The organism is Chroococcidiopsis sp. SAG 2025 (assembly GCF_032860985.1).
Lineage (GTDB): Bacteria > Cyanobacteriota > Cyanobacteriia > Cyanobacteriales > Chroococcidiopsidaceae > Chroococcidiopsis.
This window is the reverse complement of sequence record NZ_JAOCNC010000001.1, coordinates 5,818,257-5,832,197: the sequence shown is the minus strand read 5'-3', so window position 1 is coordinate 5,832,197 and position 13,941 is coordinate 5,818,257. Positions and strand designations below refer to the sequence as shown.

The window sequence follows — 13,941 nt, the reverse complement described above, 5'->3', positions numbered from 1 at the left end:
AGTCTCTACTGTATACAGATCAAACCGACGATTTTTCTAGCATCAACTTAGAACGCTTCAGGGGTTCGGGTACGGCGACGGGATAATCGCCTGTGAAACAAGCCGAACAGAAACTATTAGGGTCTTCTCCTGTGGCTAACAGCATTCCTTCCCAAGTGAGGTAGGCGAGGGAATCGACTTCAATTTGTTTGCCAATTTCTTCAACTGATTTTGTCGCGGCAATCAACTGGTCTTGATTATCCGTGTCAATGCCGTAGAAACAGGGGTGAGTTACGGGGGGGGAGGAAATTCGCATATGCACTTCTGTAGCACCTGCCTCGCGCAGTGTCTTGACCAGTTTACGGCTGGTCGTCCCACGCACGATGGAATCATCGACGATGATGACTCGTTTTCCAGCCAAGACATCTCTGAGAGGATTCAATTTCATTTTGATGCCTGACTCGCGCATCATTTGAGTTGGTTGGATGAAGGTGCGCCCAACATAGCGGTTTTTAATTAACCCCTCGGCATAGGGAATCCCAGAGGCTTGAGAAAAGCCAATCGCGGCGGGGATACCAGAATCAGGTACGCCCATGACCATATCTGCTTCTACAAGAGATTCTTTTGCCAGTTGTCTGCCCAACCGCAAGCGATAGGTGTACAAGCTTTCGTTGTGCATGAGGCTATCTGGACGGGCAAAGTAAATCATCTCAAAGATGCATAGTTTGCGCTGAGGTTCTTGCGCCCAGTGATAGGAGGCTATGCCTGCCTCGGTAATCCATACCAGTTCGCCTGGTTCTACGTCTCGCAGGTATTCTGCACCAATAATATCTAAACCGCAGGTTTCAGAAGCTAGAACGTAGCGATGGGGATTGCTGCCCAACGTGCCGATGACAAGGGGACGAATGCCGTTCGGATCGCGCACTCCCATCAATCCTGCTGGAGTCCCGACCACTAAACTAAAAGCGCCGTGGCAGCGCTTGAAAGCGGTAATTGCCCCATCTAACCAATCTTTGCCATCGTTAACTGCTTCGGCGATCGCAAAGGCGATCGCTTCTGAGTCTGTCGTCGTATTAAAGTTACACCGCCGCTGGAGTAATTCTTCTCGCAGAGCTTTAGTATTGACTAAATTGCCGTTATGTGCTAGGGCAAGGCTGCCCAAACGAGTTTCGACCACCGCAGGCTGGGCGTTCACGACCCGACTAGAGCCAGTAGTAGAGTAACGGGTGTGACCGACTGCCATCCTACCAGGCATTTGTTGCAAAATCGACTCATTGAAGACTTGGGAAACCAGCCCCATTTCTTTGTGTAGGTGTATTGTCGTGCCGTCAAACGTGGCAATTCCGGCTGACTCTTGCCCTCGGTGTTGTAGGGCGTACAAGCCGAAGTAAGTTAATTTAGCAACGTCCTCTGCGGGTGCGTAAATGCCGAAAACGCCGCAAGCTTCTTCTTGCTTGTCAGAGGGTTCTGAAGGATGAAGCGATCGCATGTCCATACTGTGACTGACATCCTGCATACTTCCTGAAGTGGGCTGGTAGAAATCCATGCTACAGTGTTGCTCCTGAGCGGCGAGTTGACTTTGTGGAATTGACTTGGCGAACTAGATAATCCAAACTCATGAGTTTGGAAACATTAACTAATACTTAAAAAAATGTTAATCAAGATACATACAACAGTATCGTCATAAATTTTGTTAAGAGCAAGATTTTGGTCAATTATTTTTTTGTCACTTAGCTACAGCAGGGTAGTTGAGTCAGATAGCCGCCGTTCTATAGCATTGAAAAAGCGATCGCGCATCATCTCAATCGTAGCGGTTATAATCGGCTGTCGGTCGGTTGTGAAAACCTGTAAATTTTGGGCGGGACTGCCGACATGACCGAGTTTTTGCCAGTTATCTCCGAGTTTCTCTGTCAAGTAAGATTCCCATGCTGGTTGATGTTGTGGTGAGACGGAAACCAAAATTCGCGCCCCACCTTCACCAAATAAAATCTCATCCCAGCGTTGCGGTAAATCGTCGGTTAACCCCAGGTTAATTTCAGCACTCAATCCAGTACTGATGCAGGCTTCGGCAAGGGCGACTATCAATCCACCTTCAGCAACGTCGTGCGCTGACTTTACCCAACTTTGTTGAACGCCTGCTCGACAGGTAGCTTGGACGCGCCGTTCGAGATCAAAGTCTACTTGGGGTGGTTTTCCGGCGACTATGCCGTGAATTGTAGCGAGGTATTCGGATGCACCCAGTGTGATTTTAGATTTTAGCGGAAGTCCCAGAAGATAAATAATATCGCCTTCGGTTTGCCAGCCTTGGATACAGGTTTTAGATAAGTCGGGAATTAAGCCTACCATCCCGACAACGGGAGTAGGGTAGATTGGTTGTGGCTTGCCTTCAGAGTCGAAGGTTTCGTTGTACAAAGAGACATTTCCGCCAGTCACGGGGGTTTGAAATTCTTGGCAGGCTTCTGCTAAACCGCGACAAGCTTCTGCAAGTTGCCAGTAACCGATGGGTTTTTCAGGGCTACCAAAATTGAGGTTATCTGTCACCGCAACTGGTTCCGCTCCCACACAGCTCAAATTACGGGCGGCTTCTGCAACAACTGCCTTTGCACCTTCATAAGGATCGAGGTAGACGTAGCGCGGGTTGCAATCGACTGTGGCGGCGACTCCTTTGGAGGAGTCGGGAGTGGGAGAGTGGGAGTCGGAATTATTTTTGACTTTTGACTTTTGATTGTTGACTTCTTTTAATGGGCGCAATCTGACAACTGCGGCATCTGCACCGCCAGGAAATACAACTGTATTGTTTTGTACTTGATGGTCGTACTGACGATAAACCCAACGTTTAGAGGCGATCGTTGGGGTATCGAGTAAAGTTAGCAATATCTGGTTCCAAGTTTGGTGCTGAGCGTGAATTTCAATTCCAGAAATGTTACAAGTTGGTAGAGATTCAGCTTGCCACTCCCAAGCTTGACGGGCGTATTCTGGTGGTTCGCTCAATATTTCTCGCTGGTAGAGGGGTGTGTTTTCTGCCAATGCGTTAGCAGGAATTTCAGCAGCTACCTTGCCCTTAAATAAAATTCTGACAATTGGCTCCTCAATTACCGTACCAGCCACGACAGCATGAAGTCCCCAACGATGAAAAATGTTGATTAATTCCTGTTCTCTGCCCTTGTGGGCGACAAACAACATCCGTTCCTGAGATTCCGAGAGCAGATATTCATAGGGAAGCATACCCGTCTCGCGCACGGGAATTTTATCGAGATCGAATTCAATTCCTACCCCGCCTTTAGCTGCCATTTCCGATGTCGAACAGGTAATCCCTGCTGCACCCATATCTTGGGCTGCAACGACAATTCCAGTTTTAAATGCTTCTAAACAAGCTTCAATTAAAGATTTTTCTAAAAACGGATCGCCCACTTGCACGGCGGGACGATCTTGTTCTGACTCTTCGGTCAATTCTGCACTAGCGAAACTCGCCCCTTTCATGCCGTCGCGTCCGGTGGTGGAACCGACATATAAAACTGGATTCCCCGTACCAGATGCCCCCGATTTGACAATTTCCGGCGTTTCCATCAATCCTAATGCCATAACATTGACTAAGGGATTACCAGAGTATGCCGGATCGAAATAGACTTCTCCCCCGACTGTGGGGACTCCCACACAGTTACCGTAATGCGAAATTCCTGCAACCACACCGTTGAATAGCTGTCTGGTACGAGCATCATCTAAGGAACCGAAACGCAGAGAGTTCAGTAAGGCAATGGGACGCGCCCCCATCGTAAAAATATCTCGCAGAATGCCTCCGACTCCAGTTGCCGCCCCTTGAAATGGTTCTACGGCTGAGGGGTGATTGTGCGATTCAATTTTAAAAGCCAGTTGCAGCCCGTCACCCAAATCGACAACACCTGCATTTTCACCTGGTCCTACCAGGATGCGTTTACCAGTGGTAGGAAACTGTTTTAATAGCGGTCGAGAATTTTTGTAACAGCAATGTTCCGACCACATCACACCAAACATGCCTAACTCTGCTTTGTTCGGGTGTCGTCCCAGTCTTCTGACAATTTCTTCGTATTCTTCCGGCTTAATGCCTTCAGCAGCGATTTCTTCAATGGAAAAAGGTGCGGCAGGAATGGCAGACATAAGGACGTTGCGCAAAGAGAACAAAAAATTATTCTATCTCTATATTTGTTGTTGGATGATGTTGACTAATTCCTGTACGGGCGGGTTTTGACCGAAGATTTACCGCCCTATCTACCAACTTTTCTGCTAAACCCGCCCCTACGCACTGATTAATTGCCCGATCGCTTCTACTAATTCATCGGGAACGACTGGTTTGGCAAGATGAATTTGGAAACCTGCGGCGATCGCGCGATCGCGGTCTTGTTCTCTAGCATATGCTGTTAAGGCGATCGCGGGAATTTTTCCGCCTTGTTCTGGGGGTAATGCCCTAACTTTCTGGATGAATGTATAGCCGTCTGTTGCTGGCATCCCAATATCGCTCACTAGGATATCTGGTAGCGATTTTTCCAGCGCTTCTAGTGCTGCTACTGCCGAATCAACTACGATTAGCTGCGCCCCATATTCTTCTAGAGTCAGCGCTAAAAATTCTCGCATGTCGCGATCGTCTTCTACGACTAGTACTCGTATGTTATTGAGTTGAGAGTCGGTAGGGGCGCACGGCTGTGCGCCCGTACAGGGGAGTTGGGTGTTGTGAATTCCGAATTCCGTAGCTTGCTTAAGCGTAGGGGTATTCCGAATTCCAAATTCTGCTGTCTCTAGCAGGGGTAACATAACTCTAAATGTCGCTCCCTGTCCGACTCCTAGACTTTCGGCACAGACTGTTCCCCCATGCAGTTCTACCAAGTGACGTACTATTGCTAAACCCAGACCTAAACCGCCATAACTGCGAGTAATCGACGCATCTGCTTGCCGAAAGTAATCGAATATATGGGGCAAAAATTCGGCACTAATCCCAATTCCAGTATCTGTAACTACGATCTGGGCGTAGTTGGTTGTTGGTTGACAGTTGACAGTAAACGCTGGCGCTACACTGCGTGAAGACAGTTGACAGTTGTTGCTCCTAGTCTCCTCTACCCCTCTGCCCCTCTGCCCCTTTGCTCCCTGCTCCCTGCTCCCTGCTCCCTGTTCCCTATTTGATAATTGCAATTCTACTGTTACGCGCCCGCCAGATGGAGTGAATTTGATCGCATTGGAAAGGAGATTCCAAACAATCTGCTGCAACCGACTCGAATCTCCTAAGACGATTGGTAGTTGGTAGTTGGTAGTTGGTAGTTGGGAGTGGCTAGTGGCTGGTGGCTCGTGGTTAGAATTGCTTCCTTGTCCCCCTTGTCCTCCCTGTCTCTCTTCTCGACTCCAGACTCCCTGCACCGAAGCGCTCCCTGCTCCCTCAAACACTAGTTCGATGCACTTAGTTTGAGCTGAGAGACAAACGGTTTCTAAAACACTGGTAATGACTGTTTCTAAATTTACAGGTTGGGGATTGAGGGTGAGTTTGCCGCGAATGATGCGCGAGATATCTAACAAATCTTCAATCAAGCGAGTTTGCAACTGGGCGTTGCGTTCGATCGTTTCCAGGGCGCGGTTAAAAATCTCAGAACTGAATTTACGAGTCCGTAATAATTTCGCCCACCCCAAGATTGCATTGAGGGGCGATCGCAATTCGTGGGAAAGTACGGCTAAAAACTCGTCTTTAACTTGATTTGCCCGTTTGAGTTCCTCGGCTTGCTGTCGCAGTTGAGCTTCTCGCGCCCGTAATGCTTGTTCTGCAAGTTTAGACTGGGTGATGTCGCGGGTAATCGCTAGTAAGGTTTGCACCGAACCGTCTGGATTAAATTCTGGTACGACTCGCGTTTGGTAATAACGAATGCCATTGCCCGGTGCGGGAAAATCGTATTCAAAAAAGTCTGCTTGTTGAGTTGCAAATACTTGGCGCAAACTCGACTGCCAAAGCGTACAAATTTCTACTGATACACCCACTTCAGCATGAGTTTTTCCAACATACGTTTCGGGCGGCAAGCCTGTAGCTTGTTCGACTACCGGATTTACATACAGATGACGCAAATCTCGGTCGAATCGAGCAATAATATCGGGAGAATTTTCCACTAACGCCCGAAATTCTTCTTCGCGACGGTTGAGTTCTGCTTCGGCAACCACACGGGCGCGGCGTTCTGCTGCTTCGCGTAGCGATCGCTCTACGGCAGGAATTAGGCGCTCTAAGCGTTGTTTCAATACGTAGTCAGTTGCACCCCCTTTGAGGGTTTCAATTGCCACTTCTTCGCCCATTGTGGCTGTCACGAAAATGAATGGCACGTCTGGGCAAAGCTGTCGAGCCATAACCAAGGCAGAAATGCCATCAAAACCAGGCAAGGAATAGTCAGACAGAATCAAGTCAAACCCACCCCGTTCGAGTGCCGCTTGAAACTCCGAACGGGTCTTCACTTGAATCGATTCGCACTCAATCTCGCTTTCTGCGAGTAACGCAGTAATCAGTTCTGCATCCAGTATGCTGTCTTCTAGAATCAGAAACTTGAGTGACATCATTCTATTCCTTGATTTGGTCGATCGCTACGAGCGTTAGACAGCGAACCAGGAGGCGGCTCGTTAATAATTGCCCAAAACAGCCCTAAACCTTGAATCGCACCCACAAATTCATGAAAATCAATTGGTTTAACTACATAAGCGTTTGTACTTAATTCATAACAGCGAGTTAAGTCTCGTTCTTCGCGGGAAGAAGTCAAAATCACTACTGGGATGGTTCTCAGATATCTATCTGCTTTCAGTTGTCCTAGAACTTCTATCCCATCAATTTTAGGTAGTTTTAGATCGAGTAGCACCACAACGGGATTGCCTTCGCGTCGCAATCGATACACGCCTCGGCGGTACAAATAATCTAAAGCTTCTTCGCCATCGCGGACAACGACGACTTCGTTACCTAAATGGTTTTCTGCTAGGGCATTCAGGATTAACTCTACGTCGTTAATGCTGTCCTCCACTAGGAGAATGCGCTTTAATTCCATTATTCGCTCTCTACTCTCCACCCCTCACTCCCAGTCTTCGGTAACGAGAAGAAGAACGTTGCTCCTTTATTTATTTCTCCTTCTGCCCACACTCGCCCACCATGACGGTGTATGATGCGCTGAACATTAGCTAATCCTACTCCCGTACCTTGAAAGTTGGGGTCGCTGTGTAGGCGTTGAAACACTCCAAACAATTTATTTACGTACTGCATATCAAAACCGATACCGTTGTCTCTTACGAAAAATACCACCTCCTGAGAATCTGATAAAATTTGACTGCCAATAGTAATTTCTGTCTGCGGGTTTAACTTAGTCTATTTAAGCGCATTTTCAATTAGATTTCGCCATACTAACCGTAGCATTGCCGGGTCGCCCTGAACGCTCAGTAATGCTTTAATCTGCCAGGAAATTTGGCGTTTCTTAGTTTCTAGCTCTAGTTCTTGCAATACCTCCTGCACCAGTAAATTCATATCAATATTGGTAAAGCGCATTTCCATGCGTCCCATCCGGGAGAAGGATAATAAGTCATCGATCAACTTGCCAGCTAGTTGAGTCGTTTCCACAATGATATTGAGGTAGCGCTGACTCGTTTCATCCAATGTGGTGTTGGATGTAATGCGCTTTTGTAGCAGATCGACAAATTCGGCAATGTGACGCAAGGGGGCGCGGAGATCGTGGGAGACTGAGTAGGAAAAAGATTATAATTCTTGGTTAGCGGCTTCAAATTGTGCCGTGCGCTGCCTGACTCTTTCTTCCAAAGTTGCGTTCAGTTTATGCAGAACTTCTGCTTGTTTGCGCAGCTTTTGTTCTAAATGTTTGCGTTCGGTGACATCATGTCCCACTGCATATAACAGCTTTGATTCAACGTCGGGAACAGAACTCCAAATCAGCCATTTGTAAGAACCATCTTTACACAAAAAACGATTTTCAAAGTTGACAGTAATAATTCCAGTTGAGAGTTTTTCGACTTCAGCGAGAGATCTTTCTCGATCTTCTGGATGAATCAAATCGAGAAATGGTGTCTGAAGAATTTCCTTTTGAGTAAAGCCGAGAATGGTTTCAAAAGCAGGATTTATCCGCTTAAAATAGCCGTCTAACCCAGCGATACAAAGCATATCTAAGGAAAGTGTAAAAAAGCGATCGCGTTCGATTTCAGCATGTTTGCGATCGCTAATATCTAAAATAAATGCGACTGACTGTTCCCGATTTTCCCCCAGCAAGGCATAACCCAGCATCACAAAAACCCGCGTCCCATCTTTGCGAATATACTCTTTTTCATAGGGCGTGCAACTTCCCTTAGTTCGTGCCTCGGCAATTCTCTCGGCATCCAATGGTAAATATTCTGGAGGAGATAAATCGTCCCAGCGCACTCTACCCGCCTCTAAATCGGCACGAGTGTAGCCAATAATGTGCAAAAAGGCATCGTTGGCATAATTGATTCCTCCATGAATGTCTCCGTATAAAATGCCGATGACATCCGATTCGACAAATAGTCTTAACCTAGCTTCACTCTGACGCAATGCGTTTTCAGTCAACTTGCGATCGCTCACATCGGCTGCCATGCTGATCGCCATGCGTCTACCATCCGCCAAACGACCCAAGGGAGCAGAACTAAAATCCCAAGTCCTCTTTTCTCCCTGCTTGGTAGTAATTAAAAATTCCCCTTCTTCTAGCCTTCTGTCTAGGCTGTATAAGCGCTCTATAGCTGCTCTAGCTGTATTTTTCGCTTCTCCATAAGCTTTTTCCGTCCAAGCAGCAATTGTGGGAATTTCATCAGCAGTGTAACCGGATAATTCCGTCCAAGCTTGGCTAATTTGCACGACTTCGCCATCTTCGGCATGGATAGCGATCGGAAATGGTGCGTTGACAACGGCACGGCGAAAACGTTCTTCACTTTCACGTAAAGCAATTTCAGCTTGTTGGCGTTCTGTCAAGTCGATAACAAAGCAAGCACTATAGCCGTTTTCTCCGCCCTCAATTTGAGTAATTCCAAGCAGGATCGGCACGCGAGTACCGTCTTTACGAATATATTCCTTTTCAAACGGAGAACAAGCACCATACGCTTGAATCTCTTCGACTCTTTGTCGATCTAATGCTTCATACTCTGGTGGTGTCATGCGATTCCAATACAGCTTTCCTGCTGCCAACTCAGGACGGGTGTATCCCATCATGGAGAGAAAAGCATCGTTGGCTTCAAAAATTCGCCCGCTAAAGTCACCAAAGTAGATGCCAATGATATTTGATTCTACGATGCGTCTGAACTTGGCTTCGCTTTCCTGTAAAGTTGCTATTGTGCGTTGACGATCGCGATCTATTCGGTTCAAAGATCTGGCATTGTGCCAAATTATACTGATATAGACCGCAATTAACAATATTACTAGCAGTGCGATCGCAAAACCTGGATCGTAAAGTTTCCATCGGTATCCTTGCAAAACCAGCCAACCTAAAATTATCGGAATTGCGATCGCGCTGGGAATCAGACGACGCGCAACTGTGCCCCCATTCAATTTGCTTGTGACAACTGCCATAAAACCGCGATCGGGATATACCAACAACGTACCTGCACCGAGCAAGAGAAAAGTTATCGCCGTATGTAAACTCATTGATGTGGAGTAGACAAGAAACCGATGAAACACTTCTACGCCATAGGCATATCCTATAAGAGCAAGTAAGGCAATGAAAATAACAGTAAGACTCAAAGCTTGAGTCAAGAAAACGCGATCCCCCCCTGCCCCCCTTAAAAAGGGGGGTGAAAAACGCAGGCTTGTCTCCTTAACTGGGGGAGGTGGAAGAGATGGGCTTGTCTCCCCGTTTAAAGAGGATGAAAGAGGTGAGTTTATCTCCCCATGGAAGGAGGATTGACTTGCCCCCCTTGTTAAGGGGGGTTGGGGGAATCGAGAAGCCAACAGCCACAGTGTCCCACCCAGCAGCACAAAACTCAAAGCGGTATTATCCGCCATGCGACTAGGATAAGGATTGACCAAAGACGTAGGGAAATCTCGAACCAGCAACTCATCAATCCCCAAATTCCAATTAAATATGTATTGGCATAGAGTGAGCAAACCAATTAAGGCGACAACAGCAGCACAAATTTTGGCAATTAGGGAGTCGGGAGTCGTTATTCTAGTAGGGGCGCACAGCTGTGCGCCCCTACCATTGCGAATAAACAAAGACACGCCAGCCAAAATAAAAGCCACGGCTGCATTCGCTTTCATCGTGGCTGTGCCTGGAATTACGCTTTTGAAAATAGCAATATCAAATATCCAGCCAATCAGAGTCAGACAGCCAACACCAATCGCGATCGCGCTAGAGGGTGTTATGAACTTTTAGGATCGCTAGAGTAGGAATATGGAAAGAAAAGCATATCCTACTGATGTCAGTGATGACGAGTGGACATTTGTTGCCCCTTATCTTACTTTGATGAGCGAAGAAGCACCGCAACGAGAACATAGTCTCAGGGAAGTGTTTAACGGGTTGCGTTGGCTGGTTCGCTCTGGTGCCTCTTGGCGCATGATGCCGCATGACCTTCCGCCTTGGGCAGCAGTTTATCAGCAAACTCAACGGTGGATTGATGCAGGAGTATTTGAGGCAATTGTAGACGACCTCCGAACACTACTGCGGTTGGCTGCCGGACGCAAGGAGACCCCAACTGCGGTGATTCTCGACAGTCGCACCCTACAGTCAACCCCTGAAAGTGGAGGACGAGCTGGGTATGACGGTGGTAAACGCAAGAAGGGCAGCAAGGTACATGTTGCAGTTGATACTCTGGGACATTTGTTAGGACTGGTAGTGACCCCTGCGAACGAACAAGACCGCTCCCAGGTACAGGAACTTGCTCAACAAGTGCAAGAAATTACTGGTGAGACGGTGGAAATTGCCTTTGTGGATCAAGGGTATACCGGAGAACAAGCCGCTCAGGAGGCTGCCGTAGAAGGTATCCAATTGGAAGTCGTCAAACTACCAGAAGCCAAGAAGGGATTTGTTTTACTTCCTCGCAGGTGGGTAGTGGAGCGAAGTTTTGCGTGGACTGGGCGCTTTCGGCGCTTAACAAGAGATTATGAACGTTTAGCACAGACATTAGTTGGTTTTCATTTTGTTGCCTTTGCCGTCATAATGCTCAGGCGATTTGTAGATTTGGTAAGGCAAAGTGCATAACACGCTCTAGCAACTCTTACTAGTAATTGACTGTGACGCAAGTTAGCCATATGCTTCTGTCTCAGGTTGAAAGCGATCGCTTACTATGCCAAAACAGTGTCACCATTTTACTTCTCACTCCAACGCCGACAGAAACATCGCTCCCTCTAGAACTTAACTTAAGGGAGACAACCGCTCTGAATAAATCTCTCCTACGATAGATATATTCAGTTATCAGTTATCAGTTGTCAGTTATCAGTTATCAGTCATCAGTTATCAGGGTGTGGGGTGTAGGGTGTAGTGAGTGAAGAAGAAATGCACAATAACTAGCCACTAGCCACTCACTACTAGCTCTTTGATATTGCTACCTGACTCAACACGCGCATCGGTCCCAATTCTTTTAAGATTTGCATTTGTTGTTCGTTACGCACGAACATGGTGCCAGCAAATCCCAAAGAGTTGATGGCAATCGACTCAAAGCTTTCTTGGGAACGGGGAATCAGCAGCATCCATTGGCGGGTTACGAGTAAGTTGTAAGCTCCTGCTTGGATGTTATTCGAGCCGATGTCATACTTTAGCCCCACTGCATTGAGCATTTGGTAGTAATAATTGAGCGTGACTGTGGCAGCTGCTTGAGGAGATTTTGTATGAATCGGTTCTAGTTGTACGAAAGCATGGACAAAAGGCAAGCTTGGTAGAGTTTCGACTGTACCGCGATTAGTAGTTACCAACAAAGGTTCGAGGGGAATTTGGGGAAAATCTGCGGGTGTGAGTGGTAAAGGAACAATCTGCAAATGTTTGTGGCGTTGGCTTGCGCCTGCTGTCTTGCCACCGTTATAGAATGTCAGTCCGTTAAACTCTGCCAGACAGACCCACATGGCAGTAAAATCGGCGAGAGTTAGTAAGGCTTCTTGTTCTTCAAAGGCGCGGGTAATGAGTAGTAGGTGACAATCGACGACATTGAATTTATTTAACAGACAAACATGAGTCTCGGAGATGTCTGCTACGTATAAGTTTTTATCGTAGGGTAGAAAGGGATTAAAGTCTTTACCAGTCGTAGCATTTTGCCGATCCTGTTTTTGCTTTGCCTCGTCTTTGCGATTGAGATTGGTGGCTGTTCTAACCAGGAAACGCACGCCTTGCTGTTCTACAAACTGATATTCGGTGGGAATGGTGACTAAAGCCCCGCGTTCAAGGGCATGTTGGGTGATCGCGATCGCCCTATCTAGCAGCGTACCAGGTTGTAGTATTGTCCCGCGTGCATTCATGTCCTCTTGCATTATTGAATCTTGGATCGGCAGCGTAACTTTAGGCTTCTCGCCTAGCTTTACCCAATAATGTACTCGATCGCCGCGCTCTAACACAAAATAACTCTTGTCGCGCGATGGTAGCTCGATCGCCTACCCCGATCGTGCTTTCAATTGGGTAAACACACGATCTGTAAGGACGCACAGCCGTGCGCCCTTACAAATGTCACTCATACAGAGCAATTAACTATAGCGAACGTACTCGTCGCTAATCTTGAAGTAAGATGCATTTAAATTCAGCGAATTGGGTGAAATACCCTGCAAGATCGCAATCAAATTTGGTTGGGTTTCTCCTACATTATTTGCATAGATTGCTGTGCCTGCTGGCAAGCCTTCCGGTGCTGCACCCAAACTGTATTCAATTATGTACTGAGATTGAGTTACAGGGCGGTTGGTTTTTGCTAAAAAGACTGTATCTTCATACTTATTGAAGTCAGTTATCAAAGCGTAGCTATCTCCTACTCCATAGTAAGTCCCTGAACCAGGTCTTCCTCCGCTACCTGCAAGGATAAATGTATCTTTTCCCGATCCTCCTGTCAGGACATCTTTCTCTGAGTCACCACGGCTGGAATCAACAGTACCGCGTAACCATCCACCACCAGCACCAATCAAGATATCGTCCCCAGATCCTCCATCTAAAACATCGCTCCCGAACTCGCCAACTAGTGTATCTTTGCCATTACCACCGTAGAGGCGATCGTTATCATCTTTTCTCACACCATAATCAGGACCAGAAATGACTCCATAGCCATCGCCAGCCAGTAGATCGTCACCATCATCGCCATAAATCGAATCGTTACCATAGCGACCGTAGATCGAATCGTTACCAGCACCGCCATAGATGCGATCGCTGTCACCAGTTCTGATTCGATAATCGTCGAGATCGCCTACTATTACATCGTCCCCTTTACCCCCATAGATGACATCTTCACCAAATCCACCCTCTATATAGTCATTGCCATCTCCTCCCTGTAAGATGTCGTTACCGTCGCCACCGTATAGGTTGTCATTCCCATTGCCACCGTACAAAGTGTCATTACCGCTGCCACCGCCTAGATAATCGTTATCTTCGTCACCACACAAGGTATCGTTACCATCTCCACCACCTAAATAGTCGATACCTGCACCACCATAGATGCGATCGTCCCCTCCTAAACCGGAGATAGTGTCACTTCCTGCCTTACCATAAATTTTGTCGTTGCCATCCGTACCAGTTAAGGTGTCGTCTAAGTCCGTACCAAAAATATTTGCCATGTCGATAAGCCTTAATTCTAATAAGTATGCGTAGATGTTTTTACCCTGCGATCGCATTTCAAATCGCCACAACAAAACTATCCAAATAGTGTTTGGCTTTCAATGAAGTGAATCGTTAAATATACCTAGCTAAAAACTAGTAAGCGAGCGACTTACTGAGGTCGATTGATGCAAACCTTGATTAATTATCGCGCTTTGTCTTCGCCTGCAAGCAACACAGTCAATCTACAAAAGAT

Annotated in this window: 10 protein-coding genes and 1 pseudogene; 1 reads left to right on the top strand and 10 read right to left on the bottom strand. The window is 47.0% G+C overall.

All coding sequences use genetic code 11. The features are described 5' to 3' along the window. Window positions 1-19 precede the first annotated feature (19 nt). From purF to N4J56_RS28530, 7 genes and pseudogenes are all read right to left on the bottom strand, one after another. The gene (gene purF / locus N4J56_RS28560; protein WP_410500623.1) at window positions 20-1,495 is read right to left on the bottom strand and encodes an amidophosphoribosyltransferase; all 1,476 of its coding nucleotides are present in this window, start codon (window positions 1,493-1,495) and stop codon (window positions 20-22) included. 218 nt (window positions 1,496-1,713) lie between these two features. After that, window positions 1,714-4,113, bottom strand: a complete 2,400-nt coding sequence (gene purL, locus N4J56_RS28555; protein ID WP_317109528.1) for a phosphoribosylformylglycinamidine synthase subunit PurL — start codon at window positions 4,111-4,113, stop codon at window positions 1,714-1,716. 138 nt (window positions 4,114-4,251) lie between these two features. Then, window positions 4,252-6,534, bottom strand: coding sequence for a response regulator (locus tag N4J56_RS28550; protein WP_317109526.1), 2,283 nt, complete (start codon window positions 6,532-6,534; stop codon window positions 4,252-4,254). After that, window positions 6,531-7,010 carry a response regulator gene (locus N4J56_RS28545; RefSeq protein ID WP_317109524.1) on the bottom strand — a complete coding sequence of 160 codons (480 nt, stop codon included), beginning with the start codon at window positions 7,008-7,010 and terminating at the stop codon, window positions 6,531-6,533. Before N4J56_RS28545 ends, N4J56_RS28550 begins: the two co-directional genes overlap by 4 nt. Then, complete coding sequence (locus N4J56_RS28540) at window positions 7,010-7,294, bottom strand: sensor histidine kinase (protein ID WP_317110725.1); 285 nt, start codon at window positions 7,292-7,294, stop codon at window positions 7,010-7,012. Before N4J56_RS28540 ends, N4J56_RS28545 begins: the two co-directional genes overlap by 1 nt. Before the next feature lie 30 nt (window positions 7,295-7,324). Next, window positions 7,325-7,693, bottom strand: a pseudogene (locus tag N4J56_RS28535) (sensor histidine kinase); the annotation flags it as partial. A 15-nt stretch (window positions 7,694-7,708) separates the two neighbouring features. After that, on the bottom strand, window positions 7,709-10,225 hold the full coding sequence (locus N4J56_RS28530; RefSeq protein ID WP_317109523.1) for a PAS domain S-box protein: 2,517 nt from the start codon (window positions 10,223-10,225) through the stop codon (window positions 7,709-7,711). 133 nt (window positions 10,226-10,358) lie between these two features. Between N4J56_RS28530 and N4J56_RS28525 the strand changes: the two genes are divergently transcribed. Continuing rightward, a complete protein-coding gene (locus N4J56_RS28525) occupies window positions 10,359-11,165 on the top strand; it encodes an IS5 family transposase (protein WP_317104639.1) in 807 nt (268 codons plus the stop codon). Between the two features lie 326 nt (window positions 11,166-11,491). On the opposite strand, the gene N4J56_RS28520 is transcribed toward N4J56_RS28525, so the two are convergent. From N4J56_RS28520 to N4J56_RS28510, 3 genes are read right to left on the bottom strand one after another with little or no spacing between them, the layout of a single operon-like run. Further along, the gene (locus N4J56_RS28520) at window positions 11,492-12,412 is read right to left on the bottom strand and encodes an Ap4A phosphorylase II (RefSeq protein WP_317109522.1); all 921 of its coding nucleotides are present in this window, start codon (window positions 12,410-12,412) and stop codon (window positions 11,492-11,494) included. A 40-nt stretch (window positions 12,413-12,452) separates the two neighbouring features. After that, complete coding sequence (locus N4J56_RS28515) at window positions 12,453-12,596, bottom strand: hypothetical protein (protein WP_317109521.1); 144 nt, start codon at window positions 12,594-12,596, stop codon at window positions 12,453-12,455. 38 nt (window positions 12,597-12,634) lie between these two features. Next, window positions 12,635-13,780, bottom strand: coding sequence for a calcium-binding protein (locus N4J56_RS28510; protein WP_317109520.1), 1,146 nt, complete (start codon window positions 13,778-13,780; stop codon window positions 12,635-12,637). Between the last annotated feature and the right edge of the window lie 161 nt (window positions 13,781-13,941).